The organism is Kitasatospora humi (assembly GCF_020907985.1).
Taxonomy (GTDB): Bacteria; Actinomycetota; Actinomycetes; order Streptomycetales; family Streptomycetaceae; genus Kitasatospora; species Kitasatospora humi.
On the sequence record NZ_JAJJPA010000054.1, the window covers coordinates 1 to 19571 of the forward strand.

Sequence of the window (19571 nt, forward strand, 5' to 3'; positions counted from 1 at the left end):
CCACCATGTCTCTTAACGCCGCAGGCGTACCCGAGAAGTTCGCCATGCTCGGACTCACGTTCGACGACGTCCCTGGCGTTGCCCGGGCCGCGCCGACGCGGCGTCAGCTCACGGCGTCAGCTGACGGCGTCAGCTTGGCCAGCAGCGCGTCCAGCTCCGCCATCTCGGCCGCCGGCAGCGCGATCAGCGCCTGCGGCGGCCGGGCCAGGATCTCGTTGGCCAGCCGGGCCAGCTCGCGGCCCTGGTCGGTCACGGTGACCACCTTCGCCCGCCGGTCGTCCGGCGCCGTGGAACGGACCACCAGGCCGCGCCGCTCCAGCTCGTCCACGATGACCGTGGCGTACGGCTTGTCGACCAGGAGCTCGGCCGCCAGCTCGGTCATCCGCATCGGTCCCCTGGCCAGCCGGCGCAGCGCCTTGGTCCGGGCGAAGCTCAGCCCGGTGGCCTCCACCACCTCGCGCCGGCGGTCGTCGGACTCCAGCACGAGGTGCGCCATCCGCTGGTAGACCCGGACGGCGGTGGCACGGTGAGCGTCGTCGTTCATGCTGTGCTGTTCATCGTGGGGGAACTCGGAGTCCTGTGGTCCGTCGGTTCGAGGGATTCGGCGACCCGGGCGGCAGTCCGCACCGCCCGCGCGCCGGTCGACAGGATACCGAGCACCGTCACCAGCAGGCCGAAGCCCACGATGATCCACCAGCCGGCGTGACTGGCCGTCGCGAAACCGGACCGCAGCGGCCCGTGGACGCTGGAGACCACCACCGAGACGATCACCGCGACCCCGAGTGACTGTCCGGTCTGACGGCTGGTCGAGGCGACGGCCGCCGCGACGCCGGCCTGACTGCGCGGCATGCCGGAGACGGCGGTGTTGGTGATCGGCGCGTTGATCATGCCGAAGCCGATCCCGAAGACCACGTAAGCCGCCATCAGCTGCGCCACCGGCGTGCGGTCGGAGAGCCCGGTGAGCAGCAGTCCGCTGACCGCCATCGCCGCCCCGGCCGCCAGCAGCGGCGGGCGCGGGCCCCGGCCGCCGACCAGCCGTCCGGAGACCGGCGAGAAGACCATCGCCATCACGGCCATCGGCAGCACGTAGAGGCCGGCCTTCATCGCGCTGTACCCGAGCACGTCCTGCAGGTAGAGGGTGTTCAGGAAGAGGAAGCCGGCCAGCGAGGCGAAGCCGCTCACCGCGATCACCGTGGCGCCGGAGAACGGCACGCTGCGGAAGAACCGCGGGTCGATCAGCGGCTCGGCGCAGCGCGACTCCCAGACCACGAAGACCACCCCTGCCAGCGCGGCCCCCAGGAGCCCGGCGATGGTCCTGGGCGCGGTCCAGCCCGCGTCGGGTGCCTCGATCAGGGTGAAGGTGAGCAGGCCGAGCAGCAGCACCATCAGCACCTGGCCCAGCGGGTCGGGGCGGCGCGGCTTGGCGGCCCGCGACTCGGGCACGAAGCGCTGGGCGAGGGCCATCGCGGCCAGGCCCACCGGTAGGTTGATCCAGAAGATCGCCCGCCAGCCGACGCTGCCGACCAGCAGCCCGCCGGCGACCGGCCCGAGCGCCATGCTCACCCCCGCGACCGCGCCCCAGACGCCGATCGCCCGGGCCCGCTCCCGGGGCTCGGTGAACGTGTTGGTGATGATGCCCATAGCCACCGGATTGAGCATCGAGCCGCCGGCGGCCTGCACCACCCGGGCCGCGACCAGCCAGCCGAGCCCGGGCGCCAAGCTGCAGAGCAGGGAGCCCAGGGTGAAGAGCGCCAGGCCGATCTGGAAGGTGCGCCGGCGCCCGAAGCGGTCACCGGTCGATCCGGCCAGCAGCAGCAGGCTGGCGATCACCACGGTGTAGCCGCTGATCACCCACTGCAGCCCCGCCACGGAGGCGTTCAGGTCGTGCTGGATGGCAGGAAGCGCCACATTGACGATGGTGTTGTCGATGCCGACGACGAACAGGCTCATGCAGCAGATCGCCAGGATCAGTGTCCGCCGTGGAGCACCGGACTCGGGCACGGTCCCTCCCTATTGGTTATACAGTCATAATAGTTACGACTATACAACCACATCGCGGGCCGGTGCAGACCAGGCCGAGCACACAGGCGGGCGCCCTCCAGCAGCAACCGCGCATTGCCCGGCAGGAAAGCCTGCGACGCCACCTGCGCGAGGAAGCCTGCCGCGCTACCCGCGAGGGTGCCGCCAACCGCGCGAGCAGGTCGCCGGTGCCGCGTGTCAGCCCAGCGCCCGGTCGAGGTTGAACGCGGCGCTGATCAGCGAGAGGTGGGTGAACGCCTGCGGGAAGTTGCCGAGTTGCTCACCGGTCGGGCCGATCTCCTCGGCGAACAGGCCGAGGTGGTTGGCGTAGGTGAGCATCTTCTCGAATGCGAGCCGGGCCTCGTCCAGCCGGCCGGCGCGGGCCAGGGCCTCCACGTACCAGAAGGAGCAGATCGAGAAGGTGCCCTCCAAGCCGCGCAGGCCATCCGGGCTGGTGGTCGAGTTGTAGCGGTAGACCAGGGAGTCGGACACCAGGTCCGTGGTGAGCGCCTCCAGCGTGGAGAGCCACTTGGGGTCGGTGGGCGAGATGAACTTGGCCATCGGCATCATCAGCAGCGAGGCGTCCAGCTCACCGTCGTCCAGGGACTGGACGAACGCCTGCCGCTCGGCCGACCAGCCGCGCTGCATGATCTGCCGGTAGATCGCGTCGCGGGACTGCCGCCAGCGGGGCAGGTCGGCCGGCAGGCCGCGGCGGTTCGCCATCCGCATCGCCCGCTCCAGCGCCACCCAGCACATCAGGCGCGAGTACACGAAGTTCCTGCGGCCCGCCCGGGTCTCCCAGATCCCCTCGTCGGGCTGGTCCCAGTGCTCGCAGAGCCAGTCCGCCACCGCGCCGACCTCCTCCCAGGCGACGCTGCTGATCGGCTGCCCCCACTTGTCGTACAGGTAGACGGAGTCGATCATGGCTCCGTAGATGTCCAGCTGGAGCTGCCCGGTGGCGGCGTTGCCGATCCGGACCGGGGCGGAGCCGAGGTGGCCCTCCAGGTGCGGCAGCTCGTACTCGGGGAGCTCGCTGCGCCCGTCGATGCCGTACATGATCTGCAGCGGGCCGGTCGCACCGGCGCCGGGCATGCGGTCGCAGAGGAACATCATGAACGCCTCGGCCTCCGAGGTGAACCCGAGGCGCAGCATGGCGTAGACGCAGAAGGCGGCGTCGCGGACCCACATGTACCGGTAGTCCCAGTTGCGTTCGCCGCCGAGCTGCTCGGGCAGGCTGGTGGTCGGTGCGGCGACGATCGCGCCGGTCGGCGCGTAGGTCAGGAGCTTCAGCACCAGCGCGGAGCGGTGCACCATCTCCCGCCACCGCCCGTGGTAACGCGAACCGGCCAGCCAGCGGCGCCAGAACCGGACGGTCGCCTCGAACTGCTCCTCGGCCTCGGCGTGCGGACACGTACGGGCCGGGACCTCGTCGCCGATCCGGTCGAGGGCGAACACCACGGACTCCCCCTCGAGGACCTTGAAGTGCGACCACACGTCCAGGCCGTCGCTCTCGAGCGGTGCGGTGGCGGTCAGCGCGAGGGTCAGTGACGGAGACCGGAACACCGCCTCGTGGCCTTCGAGGTGCACGGTGTGCTTCTCGGCGCCGTAGCCGAAGCGGGGGGCGATGCGCGCCTTGAAGGGCAGGACTCCCCGGACGCAGACCACCCGCCGGATCAGCCGGTGCCGCGCTGCCTCGGTCGACTCGTCGATCACCGGCATGAAGTCCTGGATCTCCGCCACCCCGTCCGCGGCGAAGAACCGCGTGATCAGCACGTTGGTGTCAGGGAAGTAGAACTGCCGGGTGCGTGTCGGGACCTCGGCCGCCAACTCGAACGACCCGCCCCGGTCGGCGTCGAGGATGGACCCGAACACACTGGGTGCATCGAAGCGCGGACAGCAGTACCAGTCGATGGTGCCGTTGGTACCGACCAAGGCCGTTGTGCGCAGATCGCCGATCAGGCCGTGTTCGGAGATCGGTGTGTAGCGGCAGTCGCCTTCCGGCTTGAAACCAGTCGTGTCGAACACCATGTCGGCCTCCCCGCCGCTGCGGCGCGGACCCGGAGTTGAAGCCTGCCTCTCCATGCTAGATCGCACGACCGGCGGTGCGGGTTCGTCGCCACCGGCGTGCCCGTGGCGCGGTCGTGCGCACGCATGCTCACCACGGTCGGCACCTCGTCATCGCTCACCGCGCACAGGACGGGGGTGAAGTCCTCGACAGCGTGTCCGGGATCACAGTCCGGCGCACCGGGCCGGTGAAATGCCGTCGCTGCCGCAGCGGTTGATTCCTTGCGCGCACCCACATGTGCGTGCACATCGTCTGGTACCAAGGAGCAACCCGTGACCGTCACCGCGTCATCCGCCTCCCGCGCGGCCGAGATCCTGTCCCAGCCGGTCGCGCTGAACGGCCTGACCGTGCCGAACCGCATCGTGATGGCCCCGATGACACGGCAGTTCTCCCCGGGCGGGGTGCCCGGGGAGGACGTGCGGTCGTACTACGCCCGCCGCGCCGCCGCCGGGGTGGGCCTGATCGTCACCGAAGGGACCTACGTCGGTCACGAGTCGGCCGGGCAGAGTGACCGTGTGCCGCGCTTCCACGGTGCGGAGCAGTTGGCCGGGTGGGCGAAGGTCGCCGAGGCCGTCCACGCGGAGGGCGGCACGATCGTGCCGCAGCTGTGGCACATCGGCATGGTGCGCAACCAGGGCGACCCGCCGTACGCCGACGCCCCCGCGGTCGGCCCCTCGGGCCTGCGCCTCGACGGCACCGAGGGCCCCGGCCGGGCGATGACCCTGAGCGACCTGGACGACGTCGTCGGTGCCTTCGCCGAGGCCGCCGCAGCCGCCGAGCGCATCGGCTTCGACGGCGTCGAGCTGCACGGTGCCCACGGCTACCTGCTCGACCAGTTCCTCTGGGCGACGACGAACCGGCGCACCGACGCCTACGGTGGCGACCCGGTGGCCCGGACGAAGTTCGCGGCCGAGATCGTGGCAGCGGTCCGCGAGGCCGTCTCGCCCGGTTTCCCGGTGCTCTTCCGCTTCTCGCAGTGGAAGCTGGGAGCCTACGACGCACGGCTCGCCGAGAGCCCGGACGAGCTGGCGGCGATCCTGGCTCCGCTCGCCGCGGCCGGCGTGGACGCGTTCCACGCCTCCTCCCGCCGCTACTGGCTGCCGGAGTTCGAGGGCTCGGAGCTGAACCTGGCGGGCTGGACCAAGAAGCTCACCGGCAAGCCCACCGTCACGGTCGGATCGGTCGGCCTCAACGGGGACTTCATCCGTGCCTTCGTCGGTGAGGGCGCTCCGGTCCAGGGCATCGACAACCTCCTCGACCGCCTGGAGCGCGACGAGTTCGACCTGGTCGCGGTGGGCCGCGCCCTGCTCCAGGACCCGCAGTGGGCGGCGAAGGTCCTGGGGAACCGGCTCGATGAGCTGGAGCCGTACGACGCGGCGGCGCTCAAGACGCTGAGCTGAGGCGGAACGTACCCCGGCTCGAGCGAACAGCGCACGCGCTACGGGCCGGGCGCGGGGCTGCGGCCGCAACATAACGGTCTTTCATCTTCGCCTTGGGCCGGGCCGGTTGTGGGTAGATACCCGGTCCGGCCCGCGGATCGCAGGCCGTTGGGGTCGAGACGGTGCGCGAGGTGTCCGTGGCGAGTGGTCCTGGCAGTGCTGCCCGCGTGGACGCGCTGCTGCAGCTCAGGAGGGTCAACAAGCACTACGGGCAGTCGCATGTGCTGCGGGACGTCGACCTGGACGTGCACGCGGGCGAGGTCGTGGTGCTGCTCGGCGCCTCGGGCTCCGGGAAGTCGACGCTCTGCCGGTGCGTGAACCGGCTGGAGACCATCGACTCCGGCGAGATCGTCCTGGACGGCACCCCGATTCCGGCCGAAGGCCGCGAACTCGCCCGTCTGCGTGCCCAGGTGGGCATGGTGTTCCAGTCGTTCAACCTGTTCGGGCACCGGACGGTGCTGGACAACATCACGCTCGCACCGGTCCGGGTGCGCGGGCTGCCGCGGGAGCAGGCCGAGGCCCGCGCGCTGGAGCTGCTGGACCGGGTCGGGCTCGCCGACAAGGCCGCCGCCCATCCGGCCCAGCTCTCCGGCGGTCAGCAGCAACGCGTCGCGATAGCCCGGACGTTGGCGATGGACCCCCGCCTGATCCTGTTCGACGAGCCGACCTCCGCACTCGATCCCGAGATGATCGGCGAGGTGCTGGAGGTGATGACCGAACTCGCCGCCGAGGGCATGACCATGCTCGTGGTGACCCATGAGATGGGATTCGCCCGCCGTGCCGCGGACCGGGTGGCGTTCATGGACCAGGGCCGGATCCTGGAGACGGCGCCGCCCGACGTCTTCTTCGACCGCCCCGGCACCGACCGCGCCCGCGACTTCCTCGCCAGGATCCTGCGGCACTGACGGCCGATCCGCCACCGACTTCCCCGGCACCCCCGTGCGCTCCGACGCCTGCAAGGAGGCCCCCGCATGACCCCACGCTCCTCCCTGGCCATACCGGCGCTGCTGCTGACCATGACGGTCGCCGCCGGGCTGACCGCGTGCAGCAGCTCCTCGGGCAAGATGCCACCCCCGCCCGGCTCCTCGGGCTCGCAGCCCGGGGACAGCTACCAGCAGGTGATCGACGGCGCGCCGGTGGCCGCCGCCTCGGACATCCCGGCCGGCAGCCTGATGGCGAAGATCAAGGCCCGCGGCACCCTGAACGTCGGCGGGACCGACGCCGCCGCGCTGTTCTCCCTCAAGGACCCGGTCAGCGGCAAGGTGACCGGCTTCGACGCGGGCCTGACCGACATGCTCGCCAAATACATCCTCGGCAAGCCGAGCGTCAACCGGGTCCAGGTCGACGTCTCCACCCGTGAAGTGCTGCTCCAGAACGGCACGGTGGACTCGGTGATCGCCACCTACACCATCACCCCGGCCCGCGCGCAGAAGGTCGGCTTCGCCGGTCCGTACTACTCCTCCGGCGACGCCATCCTGGTCAGGTCGTCCGACACCGGCATCACCCAGGCGTCCGACCTCAACGGCAAGTCGGTGTGCACCGAGACGAGTTCGACCGCCGCCAACGACATCAAGCAGTTCGCCCCGAGCGCCAAGGTGGTGCTGTTCCAGACCAACGCCGAGTGCCAGCAGGCCGTGGAGCAGGGCCGGACCGACGCGTACGTGCTGGACCAGGCGCTGCTGCTGGGCGACGCGGCCCGGGACAAGAACGTCAAGGTGGTCGGCCGGCCGTTCACCGACGAGCCGTACGGCATCGGCGTGCCGTTGGCCTCCCCCGAGATGAAGACCTTCGTCGACAACTGGTTGAAGCTGATCGAGTCGGACGGCGAGTGGGCCAAGCTCTGGAAGGCGACGATCGGCACCGAACTGCCCGGTGACGCCCCGACGCCGCCCGTCATCGGCTCGGCCGCCGGGAGCTGAGTCCGGTGCCGACCGGGGTCCTGGACCAACTCGGCCGCGGCCTGCTGCTCACCGTGGAGATGACGGCGCTGGCCTTCGCGGGGGCGCTGGTGCTGGGAGTGCTGCTGGCGGTCTGCCGGATCAGCCCGGTGCCCCCACTGCGGCTGGCCGGCGCCGCGTACGTCACCGCGTTCCGCAACATACCGCTGCTGGTGCTGCTGGTGCTGTTCGTCTTCGGGCTGCCCGAAGTCGGGCTGCTCTACCCGCTGTTCGCGACGGTGGCGCTCACCATGGCGCTGTACTGGGCCGCCTTCGTCTGCGAGGTGGTGCGATCGGGTGTGCGGACCGTGCCGCGCGGGCAGATCGAGGCGGCCCGGGCGCTCGGCCTGACCTTCACCCAGTGCCTGCGCCATGTGGTGATCCCGCAGTCACTGCGCTCGATGGTGCAGCCACTGGGCAACGTCTTCATCGGTCTGACGCTGGGCACCTCGCTGGCCGCGGCCGTCGGCGTGCCCGAACTGACCGGCCAGGCCCAGTTGGTGACGCTCAAGTACGACAACCCACTGACCAGTTTCGCGCTGACCACGGTGGTCTACGTGGCGATCACCCTGACCTCCGGGGTGATCGCCGGCCGGATCGAGCGGAAGGTGGCGATCAAACGGTGAACGACGACCAGTTGTTCGACGCCCCGGGCCCGCGCGCCCGGCGCCGGATCCGGATCGCCACGGCCGCCTCGCTGCTGGTGCTGGCCGGACTGCTGGCCCTGGCCCTGCGGCAGTTCGCGGCGCACGGGCAACTGGCCGCCGCCCAGTGGCAGATGTTCACCCAGTGGGCGATCATCCGGTTCCTGCTCGACGGCGTCGGCCAGACCCTGCTGGTCACGGCTGTCGCCGCCGGGTTGGCGCTGCCGCTGGGTGCGTTGATCGCGCTGGTCCGGCTCAGCCGCAGCCGCTGGGCGCGGGCGCTGGCCCGCGGCTACGTGGAGCTGTTCCGGGCGGTACCGCTGCTGTTGCTGCTGTACATCTTCCTGTTCGGGCTGCCCCGGGCCGGGCTGACCTTTCCAGTGTTCTGGCAGCTGGTCATCCCGATCGTGCTCGGCAACGCAGCCGCACTGTCCGAGATCTTCCGGGCCGGTGTGCTGGCCCTGGACCGCGGCCAGTCCGAGGCGGCGTACAGCCTCGGCATGACGTACTGGCAGGCGATGACCTGGGTGGTGATCCCGCAGGCGGTCCGCCGGCTGGTCCCGACCCTGGTCAGCCAACTGGTCCGGCTGCTGAAGGACTCCACCCTGGGGTATGTGGTCAGCTACCTCGAACTGCTGCACAAGGCCCAGGTGCTGGGCGAGTACTACCACAGCGTGCTGCCCACCTACCTGGTCGCGGCAGCCTGCTTCGTGCTGATCAACACTGCCCTGTCCGCCCTGGCCACCTGGCTGGAGCGCCGCCGCTGCACCTGATCGGCTACCGGGGACGTGGTGCCGGGCGGTCCGGCACCACGATCGCCGCCCGCTCGCCGCACGCCCACGATCGCCACCTGCTCCCCGCACGCCCGCGGGCCCGCCGGCCGGACCCGCGGTGTCACCCGGCTTGCCGCACGTGTGTCAGCAGGGCGAGCACTGCCGCCGCCAGGGCCAGGGTCGCCAGGACCACAGCGGCGATGCGGATCTTCAGCCGGTGGTAACGCTCCTCGTACTCGCTCCGCACCTGTCGGATGCGTTTCACGATGTGGGCAACGGCCTGCCGGGAGAGGCGCAGGTGCGCCTGCACATAGGCCTCCGCGACCTCCTCGCGCTGGCCCGTGGTGAGCCAGGGCAGCCGCCCGGTGAACGCGGCGGCGGCGCGCTGGGCCTCGGCGATCTCGGCCTGCCACAGGAGGTAACCCTCCAGCTGGTTCAGGCCGTTGGCCGCCTCAGCAGTGTGTTCGTCCATCAACACCCTCGCAGACATGGGCGTTCCTTCGCGGACACCCGGGCTCCGCCGCTCAGCTCTCGCGCCCGGACCGGCCGCCCCGGCGCTTCGGGGTGTCGTACTCCGCCGGCGGCACGCCTTCGAGGTGCTTGGCCGGGTGGCCGTGCAGCTCGATGTAGTCCCGCGCCGCGATGTCGGGGTAGTGCAGGTCGAAGGCCGGGGATTCGGAGCGGATCCGGGGCAGGGTGAGGAAGTTGTGCCGCGGCGGCGGGCAGGAGGTCGCCCACTCCAGCGAACGGCCGTAGCCCCAAGGGTCGTCGACGTCGACCTTCAGACCGTACTTGGTGGTCTTCCAGACGTTGTAGAGGAAGGGGGGGATCGACAGGCCGAGCAGGAACGAGCCGATGGTCGAGACGGTGTTCAGGGTGGTGAAGCCGTCCGAGGCCAGGTAGTCGGCGTAGCGTCGCGGCATGCCTTCGGCGCCGAGCCAGTGCTGCACCAGGAAGGTGGTCTGGAAGCCGATGAACAGCGTCCAGAAGTTCACCTTGCCGATGCGCTCGTCGAGCATCTTGCCGGTGAACTTGGGCCACCAGAAGTAGAAGCCGGCGAACATCGCGAAGACCACGGTGCCGAAGACCACGTAGTGGAAGTGGGCGACGACGAAGTACGAGTCCGAGACGTGGAAGTCGATCGGCGGTGCGGCGAGCAGCACACCGGTCAGGCCTCCGAAGAGGAAGGTGACCAGGAAGCCGACGCTCCAGAGCATCGGGGTCTCGAAGCTCAGCGAGCCCTTCCACATGGTGCCGACCCAGTTGAAGAACTTCACCCCGGTCGGCACCGCGATCAGGAAGGTCATGAAGGAGAAGAACGGCAGCAGCACCTGGCCGGTGACGAACATGTGGTGCGCCCACACTGTCACCGAGAGGCCGGCGATGGCGATGGTCGCGGCGATCAGGCCGGAGTAGCCGAACATCGGCTTGCGGCTGAAGACCGGGATGATCTCCGAGATGATGCCGAAGAACGGCAGCGCGATGATGTACACCTCGGGGTGGCCGAAGAACCAGAACAGGTGCTGGTAGAGGATCGGGCCGCCGTTGGCCGGGTCGAAGACGTGTGCCCCGTATTTGCGGTCCGCCTCCAACGCGAGGAACGTCGCGGCGAGCACCGGGAAGGCCAGCAGCACCAGCACGCCGGTGAGCAGCACGTTCCAGACGAAGATCGGCATCCGGAACATCGTCATGCCGGGGGCGCGCATGCAGATGATCGTCGTGATGAAGTTGACCGAGCCGAGGATGGTGCCGAAACCGGAGAACGTCAGACCCATGAGCCACATGTCGCCACCGATGCCCGGGGTGTGCACGGCGTCGGACAGCGGCGGGTAGGAGAACCAGCCGAAGTCGGGCGCACCGTTCGGGGTGAGCAGGCTGGCGATGACGATCAGCGAGCCGAACAGGTAGAGCCAGTAGGCGAACATGTTCAGCCGGGGGAAGGAGACGTCCGGCGCGCCGATCTGCAGCGGCATGATCCAGTTGGCGAAGCCCGCGAAGAGCGGGGTCGCGAACATCAGCAGCATCGCGCCACCGTGCAGCGTGAACGCCTGGTTGAACTGCTCGTTGGAGAGGACCTGGGTGCCCGGGCGGGCCAGCTCCGCCCGCATGAGCAGCGCCAGAATGCCCGCGATCAGGAAGAACGCGAAGGAGGTGCCCAGGTACAAGGTCCCGATCTTCTTGTGGTCGGTGGTGGTGAGCCACTGCACCAGGACACTCCCCAGCGAGCGTTCCCGCCGCTGGACAGTCTTCGTCGCCGTCTCGGCGCCAACAACCATATGATCAGCACTCTCCGTGTTCAAACCTCATCGACCCAACCTTCTGTAGTCTTCCAGTCGCACACCGTGATGACATAGCAGCGAGCGCGGCGTTCACCCGCTTGCACCACAGCGGGGTGCGGAACGACGTCGACTGCTCGCGCGGCGGCCGCGCGGAAGCCGGTTCAGCCGTCGTAGACGAGCAGGCCGTCGTCCCGGACCCGGGCCCCCGGGGTCGGCCGGTGGTCGGTCAGTCGTCCGTCGTGGCCGAGGTGCCGGACCCGCGCGTGCCGGACGAGGACCGCGAAGTCCGCGATGATCCGGCGGTGGCACCGCCACCACAGCGTCTCGGCGCACATCACGGCCGTCGGCACGGCAGCGGCCTGGCGCAGCAGGTCGTCCATGGCTTCCAGGAACTCGGGCCGGCGGGTGTGGCCGGCGTAGCCGCGGAACGAGTCGTTCTCCCAGAACGTGTCCGGCGAGTCCGGGGCGGTCCTCCGGAAGCCTCCGAGCCGCGGTTCCCACCGGTAGCCGATGCCCTGGTCCGGCAGCCAGGCGCAGAGCGCCCGCCGGCTGACGTCGGGGTTGCGGCGGCTGCCCGGGGCGGTCCTGACGTCGACGACCGCGCGGACGCCCGCCTCGTGCAGCAGGGCCGTCAGCTCGGCGCGCTCGGCGAGCCCGTGACCGAGGGTCAGCAGTTCGGGGCCGCCCATGGACGCGGTCGGCGGCTCAGGCGCCGGCGACGCTGCGCGGGACGGCGGCGTCCTCGATCGCCGCCGGGCCGGGCCGCGCCCGCGTGGAGAACTTCCGCATGACGCGAGTGTGGCAGCGCCACGGCCCGATGTCCCCGCGCCGCGCCCCGCCGGTCCGTGCGGCGGGACGCGCCAGCGGGCCCGGGTGCCGGGTGCGGGGCGCCCGTGGGCCGACCCGCGGGCGCCCGTCGAGTCCGCTCGCGGTCAGGCCGGGAGCCGCGGTGGGGCGAGGGAGGGTCGGGGTATCCGGCTGATCACCGAGCCGACCAGGGTACCGATCGACACTCCGAACACCGCCGACACGGCGGCCAGCACCGACTGCAGCCCGTTGCCGACCTCGATCTGCGCGGTGTTCAGCAGGCCGAAGGAGCCCGGCACCACGATCCAGAACGCCGGCAGGTAGAGCACCCGCCAGAGCGGGCCGCCCGGCAGCCAGTGCACCACGGTGGCCGCGGCCGCGGCGGTGACCGCACCGGCCAGGCCGCCGACCGCGGCGCCGTGCGTGGAGCCCACCATCACCTGCGCGGTGGCGCTGACCGCGATCACCGCGACGATCCAGGGGATGGCCGGGGGCGGCGTGTGCACGTTGACCACCAGCCCGGCCACGGCGATCGCCAGCCCCAGTCCGATCACCCACCAACTCGGCTTGGCTATCTGGACGTTGGCCAGCGCGGTGGCGGGCACGCCGATCGCGGTCGCGGCGGCGGCCACCCCGGTGAGGAAGAGCGCGAGTTGGACCGCGCCGGACACCAACCGGGCCGTCCCGGCGCTGGCCGCACCGGCGGCGATCTCGGACAGCCCGGTGACCAGCAGGCCACCCGGCAGCAGGATCGCCAGGGTGGCCACGATCGTGCGCAACGGACCGTCCAGCAGCGAGGCCCGGGCGAGCGACAGGACGAGCAGCGCGACCAGGAACCCGGCGGTGACCGGCAGCAGCGGTCGCAGCAGCGGCAGTCGGCGCGCCAGCGCGGTCAGCCCCGCCACGATCAGCGAGCCGACCCCGGCCACCAGCACGTTCGCCGCCACCGGCTGCAGGAACAGGCAGACTCCCATGCCGACCGGCAGCGCCGCGAGGTCCGCCACCCACGCCGGCCAGCGGGCCGGCGCCCGGCGGATCCCGTCCAGCTCGACCAGGGCCGCGGGCCCGTCGATCTCGCCGGTCCGCAGCCGCTGCACCAGGTGCAGCACGTCGGCCGTCTGCTCGAACCGCAGCGCGGTGCGAACCGGCTGGAACCCGGTGGCCTCGTCCGGGTCCAGGGCGACGAACAGCCCGTTGGCCAACGCGGCGACCCGTACCTCTGGTGCCCCCAACGCCCGCCCCAGCCTGTGGAGTTCCTCCTCGACGTCATGGACGGGCAGACCACCGCCCAGCAGGGCTTCGCCCAGTTCGAGCAGCAGGCGGCGCAGCGGGGCGGCCGGGGCTTCAATGCCCCGGACCGATGGAGACATGCAAGACATGGCAGGTATCGTCCCATCCCGCCCGATTCGGTCCGACTCTGCCCTGTTCTGTTCTGGTGAGCCGGCCTGGCCGGTCCAGTCAACCTGTCCGCTTCGGGGCCCGGGCGGCACCCGGGCCTACCCGACGTGGACGCGCGGGCGCCGGGAGCGGTCCGGCTCCGCCTCGCGGAGCACCTCACGGGTGACCGGGGCGACCTCCCCCTGGCCGAAGAGGAAGAAGCGCATGAGGTGGCTGAACGGGCTGCCCTCGGTCCACTTGAAGTAGATGTGCGGAAGCTGCCCGGTGCGGTCCCGAATGGTCAGCAGCAGGGCCGCCAGCGCGTTCGGGACACTGGCGCTCTCCAGCGCCAGCACCCGGTAGCGGCCGTGCATGATCTCGCCGTGCACGCGCAGGTCCGACTCGAACTCGGACGGGTCCTTGACCGTCACCTCGACGAAGACCAGGTCGGCCTCGGCCGGGATGTCGTGGCGGTCCCGGATCTCCCGCTTCTTCGCCTGGTACTCCGCCAGGTCGCGGGTGCGCGGTTCGTTGGCGATCAGTCGGATCGGGCGGTGCGCGTAGTCACGCATGAACCGCTCGGCGGTCTCGTCCAGCACCACGTCGGTGACCCGCAGCTCGAAGGCCCGCACGGCCCGGGAGAGGAACGAGACCAGCATGATCCCGGCGATGAAGCAGGCACCGATCTTCACGCCGTCCGGGCGTTCGGAGATGTTCACGGCCGTCGTGTAGACGAACACCCCCGCGATGACGGCGAAGGCGATGGTCCACCGCTGCTGCCCGGCCTTGCGGGCGGCGATGGTGACGGCGATGGCGGCAGAGGTGATCAGCACCAGCACGCCGGTCGCGTACGCGCCGCCCTGGGCGTCCACACTCGCGTTGAAGATCCAGGTCACCAGGAACGCGATCAGCGTCAGCACGATCACCATCGGCCGCACCGCCCGCGCCCAGTGCGGCGCCATGCCGTACCGCGGCAGGTACCGGGGCAGCAGGTTGAGCATGCCGGCCATCGCCGAGGCGCCCGCGAACCAGAGGATCGCGATGGTCGACAGGTCGTAGACGCTGCCGAAGGAACTGCCCAGGTTCTCGTGCGCGAGGTACGCCAGGGCGCGGCCGTTGGCCTCACCGCCCGGCTGGAAGGCGGCCTTGGGGATCAGGATCGTGGTGATGAAGCTCGTCGTGATCAGGAAGGCGCTCATGATCAGCGCGGCGGTGGTGAGCAGCTTGCGCGCACCGCGGATCCGGCCGGTGGGCCGCTCCTCCGTGTCGTCGGGGTCGCCCTCGATGTGCGGCATCACGGCGACGCCGGTCTCGAAGCCGGACAGGCCCAGCGCCAGCTTCGGGAATACGATCAGCGCCACGCCGACCATCGCGATCACGCTGCCGTGCTCGGTGGTCACCGCGTGGGACCAGTCGGTGACCAGCTGCGGAGCCTTCACCACGTGCCAGAGCCCGTTCACCACCACCACGACGTTGAGCGTGAGGTAGACCGCGACCAGGACCACTGCCAGCCCGATCGCCTCACTGAACCCCTTGAGGAAGACCGCTCCGAGCAGCGCGATCAGCAGCAGGGTGATCGTCACCTGCTTGCCGGCCAGGGCGCTGTGCAGGTGCGGGTTCTCCACCAGGTGCGCGGTCGCGTCGGCCGCCGACAGGGTGATGGTGATCATGAAGTCCGTGACGGCGAAGCCCAGCAGTGCCAGCACGAACAACTTGCCCTGCCAGAACGACAGCAACCGTTCCAGCATGGCGATCGAACCCTCACCGTGCGGGCTCTCGTGCGCCACCCGCCGGTAGACCGGCAGCGCGCCGAACAGCGTCACCAGCACCAGCACGATGGTCGCCACGGGCGAGAGCAGCCCGGCCGCGAGTGCCGCGATGCCGGGCTGGTAGCCGAGCGTGGAGAAGTAGTCCAGGCCGGTCAGACACATCACCCGCCACCAGCGCTGGCCCCTGTGCTCGACCGGTGCCTCCGCGTGCGGGCCCGGGTGCTGCTTGGCCCGGTCGGACAGACCCTCCAGCAGCCACGCCCGGAACCTCGTCGACCGCGCCGACGCAGCCGCACCGGAAGAACTCACCCTGCCCCCTGATGTACGTTCCCATGTCGGTGCAACCGACCGGTATCAGATCGAAAGGCTATGCGATGCGCTGCGCCGCTCCCCGTATCCAGCCGCCCGGTGTCGCCCTATTGGGCCAGCCCGGGTGGCCGGCCGAACAGGGCCGGCAGCCCCTACGGTCCGCTCACCCGGCTCGACGGGCATCCCGCCGGACTCCATCGGGGTCCGGCCATCAGGTACTGCTCGCTGCGGCGCACTCCGGGTGGCCCCAACTGCTGCCAACCTTGGTGATGGTGTCGCCCTTGGCGTAGGAACGGCTGCAGGGGCAGGTGCCCGGGTAGCGGGCGGCCAGGGTCCGGGAACCGCGCGAGGAACCGCGCTTGGCCGCCGTCCCGGCCGTCGAGCGGCCGGCGCGCGGTGCGGCGCTCGACACCGGCTCCGGCACCGGGAGGTCCGCCGCGGTGCCGGCGGCGTCCTCCTGGGTGCGGGCGGCGTCGCTGGCGGCCTTGTCCGCGATGGCGTTCAGCGGGTCGCCGTTCACCTGGTGGGCGGGGACGTAGACGAAGGTGACGTCCCGCCCGTCCAGCAGCGCGTCGATGCTCTGGATCAGCTCCTGGTTGGCCACCGGCTTGCCCGCCGCGGTCTTCCAGCCGTTGCGCTTCCAGCCCGCGAGCCACTTGGTCACCGCGTCCCTGGTGTACGTGCTGTCGAGGCGGACCTCCAGCGGCACGGCGGGGTCGGTGGCGGTCAGCAGCTGCCGCAGCGCGGTCAACTCCCCGATGTTGTTGGTGCTGTGGCCGAGCGCCCCGGCCGCCCAGCGCTGCGGGACGCCCGCGCCGTCCGCCACCACGTAGGCCCAACCGGCCGGGCCCGGGTTGCCCTTGGCCGCTCCGTCACACGCGGCAATGACTCGTTCGCTCATGTACCGATCATGCCAGGCCGCGGCGGGTGCACGGCGCCGCCGGCCTCAGGCGTCCGGCAGCGGGGTCTCCCAGGTGAGCAGGTGCAGCAGTTCCTCGTCGACGCGGGAGGCGGGGCGCTCGGAGTCCCGGGGCGCGGGCTGCTCGGAGTCGCGGGGCGCGGTCGGGCCGGGGGCGCGGTTGGCGGTGAGCTGGGCGCTGACCGCCATGTTGCGTTCGGTGCGGGGCCTGCGGTGCAGCTCGTAGCGGGCCAGGGCGGCGGCGCGGGTCGGGGCGTCGCGCAGCGCCTTGGCGAGCACGACGGCGTCCTCCAGGGCCATTGAGGCGCCCTGGCCGGTGGCCGGCGAGGCCGCGTGGGCCGCGTCCCCGATCAGCACCGCCCGACCGGTGTGCCAGCGCAGGCCCGGGCTGAGGTGCAGGGCGTTGGTCACCATCAGCTCCTCGCCCGTTCCGGCGACGATCCCCGCGGTCTCGGTGCGGTCGGGGCGCAGCAGTGGCAGCAGCCGCTCGCGCCACTGACCGGGTGTCACCTCGGCGGTCTCCTCGGCGCTCACCGGCGCTCCCGGCACCCGGGCGAACCAGAAGGTCTCGCCGGCCGGTGAGACCAGGTAGCCGAAGGCGGCGGCGCTGCCCCGCACCATGGTGATCCGCTCGGGAGCGGCGGACGGCGGCGGCGCGGCGGTGCTGTAGCCGTAGAAGACCCGCTGCCCTGCGTAGCCCGGCCCGGCGTCGGACGGATCGAGCCAGCGGCGCACGGCGGAGTGCAGCCCGTCGGCTCCGATCAGCAGCTCCCCGGAGGCCGAACTGCCGTCTGCGAAGTGCGCGGTGATGTCCGTCGCGGTCTCGGTGACAGTGCGCAGCCGCGCCGCGTGGCGCACGGGAATGCCCCGCTGCCGCACCTCGGCCCGCAGGGCCGTGGCCAACTCGGCGCGGCGCAGGCAGCGGTAGCGGGTCAGCGGGTGGTCGGGCTCGCCCAGCGGCATGGCGGCCAGCTCGGTGCCGGACTCGTCCACGACGTTCATGCCGGTGATCGGGAAGCCCGCACGGGCGACCGGTTCGGCGGCGTCGAACTGGGCCAGCGCGCGCATCCCGTTGCTGGCCAGGGTGAGGAAGGCACCGATGTCCGCCCCCGTGTCGGGGTGCGCCTCGTACACGGTGGGCTCGTAGCCGGCCTTGTGCAGGGCCAGGGCGGCCGCCGCTCCGGCGATGCCGCCGCCGATGACCAGAATCCGCGTCAACTCATACTCCTTTGCCGGTCCTTGCTCCGACACCATACGTCGACCGCGTGCTCGGCGAGCCCTGCCGTCCTGGGCGTCGAAGCCGTGCGCCTCCTCCACCGCGACCCGCTCCCGCACCCCGGTCGCCGACCGAGAGCCGACCCCGCGCGGAGATCTGGGACAGGGCAGCGGCTCGGCTCCTCCGGAGGGGTTTCGGCGGCGGAGTCGCTCCGGCTGCACAGTCGCTCCGGACTCAGCAGACCAGGGACTGATCCGCCAGTTCGCTGAGGGTCACGGTGCACAGGCCGCCGCGCTCGGTCCTGACGTCCGTGACCTGGAGCTGGGTGCCCGGCAGCAGGATGTACTCCTCCTCGCCGGTGAACGCCGAGAAGTTCTGGATGCCGGTGGCCCGCAGTGGCAGCACCTGGAAGAGGGTGCGCTTGCCGCGGCTGCCCAGGAACGCCTGCGCGACGCCGAGTTTGGGCGTGCACGAGGAGACACCCCACCAGGTGACCGTCTTGCCGACCGGGTACTGCGAGCGCAGGTCCAGTGCCACCCCGCGCCACAACGGTTCGCAGTGGGCCGGGAGTTGCGACACCGCCGCGAACAGCAGCCGCAGGTACGGGAGGTAGGGGACGAGCCGGATCCGGTCCGGGGAGCGCAGGATCGCGTTGATCTCCCGGTAGAACGCGGACTCGCAGGTGTAGAGGTGGAGGGCGGCGATGGCGTCGGCGGACAGGCCGCCGGCCGCCTCGTCGGCGCGCCGCTTGCCGAACTCGTGCGACAGCTCGACGTGCCGGTCCAGACCGCGCAGCAGCTCGGCGACCGGGCCCACGGCGTCGCGGAACCCCATCAGGGGGGTGTCGAACACCCCGGTGATCGCGGGGAGGACGAGACCCTCGTCCTTGACGCCGGCGAGCCGGTCCAGGTAGAGCTGGTGCAGTTCCATGGTGTTGGCGATGAACGCGCCCATGCGGTCGGCGAGTTCTCTGCCGGCTCCGCCGTCGCCTGCCGCCGGCTCGTGCCACCCGGTGCTCGGCAGCCAGTCGACCTCGTCGGCGCCCACCGACGCCAGCGCCTGATTCACCACCCGGAAGTGGTCGCCGTCGCAGAAGATGTCGCCCTGCGCCGCGGGGTTGGGATGGTCGATGTGCCGGACCTCGACCCCGGGGTACTTCTCCTCCAGCCGCTGCACCACCTTCTTCAGGTTGCGGGCGTGCGCACCCCACCATGCGAAGACCACGCCGCGGTCCTCCTCGTCGGCGTTCTGCTTGGCCGCGAGGACCTCCTCCACGATCCGCTCGATGACCGGTCGCCAGAAGGCGGTGTGCTGGTCGGGCCCCATCGCGCCGTCGCTGCCGGCCGTGAGCGCCGCGTTCAGCAGCAGCACGCCCTGGGTGAGCATCGCCTGGAACCACTCCGGCGGCTGGACGGTGTCGTGCTCCTTCAGCAGCGCGCGGATGTCGGCGATCGGGGTCTTCTTCGGTATGCCGTACTTCCACATCGCCGCGGCCTTGATGATGCAGCGGATGCTGACCACCCGGCCGAACTGGCTGTCCTTCCAGTCGTGGAAGGTGTTGTCGAACATGGCGATGCCGGTGGCGCTCTCCGGCCGCGGGTACGGGTTCTGCCCGAAGACGACGACCTTCCACTTGTGCGGCGCGTGCGGCTTGAGCGCCTGGAAGGTCAGTTCGCGCACCGGGACGACGTCCGGACCGCGGTCCGGACCGATGAACGCGGCCGCGCCCGGCTGCGCTTCCAGCACCGGCTTCAGCAGCGGCAGCCATGGTTCGCCCCCGCCCTTGAAGAGTTCCGCCAGGGCCAGCGGGTCGTTCGGGGCGGGCGTGACGGGGACGGCGTTGTTGTCGTCGCTCATGGGGTGGCTCCGGGCATGTCGAACGGCGGGGTTCCTGATGACCCGTCAGTCGGCCCTGACGGGACGTCGTAGTCATACCGCCCGGAACTGACAGCCCGTAGCCCGATCCACCCCCTGAGCTGCTCTGTCAGTGCGGCCCGGTAGCTTCCTGTCCAGTGGAG

16 protein-coding genes are annotated in these 19571 nt (G+C 71.0%); 5 read left to right on the top strand and 11 right to left on the bottom strand.

Features of this window, described 5'->3' with window-relative positions:
* Window positions 1-103 precede the first annotated feature (103 nt).
* The 3 genes from LN042_RS31180 to LN042_RS31190 all read right to left on the bottom strand — a co-directional run bounded on the left by LN042_RS31180 (window position 104) and on the right by LN042_RS31190 (window position 4047).
* Window positions 104-544 (bottom strand): MarR family winged helix-turn-helix transcriptional regulator, encoded by a 441-nt coding sequence (locus tag LN042_RS31180; RefSeq protein WP_230054787.1) that lies wholly within the window; start codon window positions 542-544, stop codon window positions 104-106.
* Window positions 541-2001, bottom strand: a complete 1461-nt coding sequence (locus tag LN042_RS31185; RefSeq protein WP_308191892.1) for an MFS transporter — start codon at window positions 1999-2001, stop codon at window positions 541-543. Before LN042_RS31185 ends, LN042_RS31180 begins: the two co-directional genes overlap by 4 nt.
* Before the next feature lie 216 nt (window positions 2002-2217).
* A complete protein-coding gene (locus LN042_RS31190; protein WP_230054788.1) occupies window positions 2218-4047 on the bottom strand; it encodes a glycoside hydrolase family 15 protein in 1830 nt (609 codons plus the stop codon).
* A 309-nt stretch (window positions 4048-4356) separates the two neighbouring features.
* Here LN042_RS31190 and LN042_RS31195 point away from each other — a divergent pair, with 309 nt between their 5' ends.
* The 5 genes from LN042_RS31195 to LN042_RS31215 all read left to right on the top strand — a co-directional run bounded on the left by LN042_RS31195 (window position 4357) and on the right by LN042_RS31215 (window position 8877).
* Complete coding sequence (locus LN042_RS31195; protein WP_230054789.1) at window positions 4357-5484, top strand: NADH:flavin oxidoreductase; 1128 nt, start codon at window positions 4357-4359, stop codon at window positions 5482-5484.
* A 176-nt stretch (window positions 5485-5660) separates the two neighbouring features.
* Window positions 5661-6428, top strand: coding sequence for an amino acid ABC transporter ATP-binding protein (locus LN042_RS31200; protein WP_308191893.1), 768 nt, complete (start codon window positions 5661-5663; stop codon window positions 6426-6428).
* 66 nt (window positions 6429-6494) lie between these two features.
* On the top strand, window positions 6495-7442 hold the full coding sequence (locus LN042_RS31205) for a glutamate ABC transporter substrate-binding protein (protein ID WP_230054790.1): 948 nt from the start codon (window positions 6495-6497) through the stop codon (window positions 7440-7442).
* A 5-nt stretch (window positions 7443-7447) separates the two neighbouring features.
* Complete coding sequence (locus LN042_RS31210; RefSeq protein ID WP_230054791.1) at window positions 7448-8086, top strand: amino acid ABC transporter permease; 639 nt, start codon at window positions 7448-7450, stop codon at window positions 8084-8086.
* Window positions 8083-8877, top strand: coding sequence for an amino acid ABC transporter permease (locus LN042_RS31215; protein ID WP_230054792.1), 795 nt, complete (start codon window positions 8083-8085; stop codon window positions 8875-8877). Before LN042_RS31210 ends, LN042_RS31215 begins: the two co-directional genes overlap by 4 nt.
* A gap of 121 nt (window positions 8878-8998) precedes the next feature.
* On the opposite strand, the gene LN042_RS31220 is transcribed toward LN042_RS31215, so the two are convergent.
* The 8 genes from LN042_RS31220 to LN042_RS31255 form a co-directional block, all read right to left on the bottom strand.
* Window positions 8999-9367: a hypothetical protein gene (locus LN042_RS31220; protein ID WP_230054793.1), complete on the bottom strand. Its 369-nt coding sequence runs from the start codon at window positions 9365-9367 to the stop codon at window positions 8999-9001.
* Window positions 9368-9401: 34 nt separating this feature from the next.
* Window positions 9402-11153 (bottom strand): aa3-type cytochrome oxidase subunit I, encoded by a 1752-nt coding sequence (gene ctaD / locus LN042_RS31225; protein ID WP_230054794.1) that lies wholly within the window; start codon window positions 11151-11153, stop codon window positions 9402-9404.
* Between the two features lie 164 nt (window positions 11154-11317).
* Window positions 11318-11845, bottom strand: coding sequence for a DUF488 domain-containing protein (locus tag LN042_RS31230; RefSeq protein WP_230054795.1), 528 nt, complete (start codon window positions 11843-11845; stop codon window positions 11318-11320).
* A gap of 243 nt (window positions 11846-12088) precedes the next feature.
* Window positions 12089-13333 (bottom strand): threonine/serine exporter family protein, encoded by a 1245-nt coding sequence (locus LN042_RS31235; protein ID WP_230054796.1) that lies wholly within the window; start codon window positions 13331-13333, stop codon window positions 12089-12091.
* A 126-nt stretch (window positions 13334-13459) separates the two neighbouring features.
* Complete coding sequence (locus LN042_RS31240; RefSeq protein ID WP_230054797.1) at window positions 13460-15418, bottom strand: APC family permease; 1959 nt, start codon at window positions 15416-15418, stop codon at window positions 13460-13462.
* A gap of 211 nt (window positions 15419-15629) precedes the next feature.
* Window positions 15630-16319 carry a ribonuclease H family protein gene (locus LN042_RS31245; protein ID WP_230054798.1) on the bottom strand — a complete coding sequence of 230 codons (690 nt, stop codon included), beginning with the start codon at window positions 16317-16319 and terminating at the stop codon, window positions 15630-15632.
* A 45-nt stretch (window positions 16320-16364) separates the two neighbouring features.
* A complete protein-coding gene (locus LN042_RS31250; RefSeq protein WP_230054799.1) occupies window positions 16365-17555 on the bottom strand; it encodes an FAD-dependent oxidoreductase in 1191 nt (396 codons plus the stop codon).
* A 232-nt stretch (window positions 17556-17787) separates the two neighbouring features.
* The gene (locus tag LN042_RS31255) at window positions 17788-19410 is read right to left on the bottom strand and encodes an ADP-ribosyltransferase domain-containing protein (RefSeq protein WP_230054800.1); all 1623 of its coding nucleotides are present in this window, start codon (window positions 19408-19410) and stop codon (window positions 17788-17790) included.
* Between the last annotated feature and the right edge of the window lie 161 nt (window positions 19411-19571).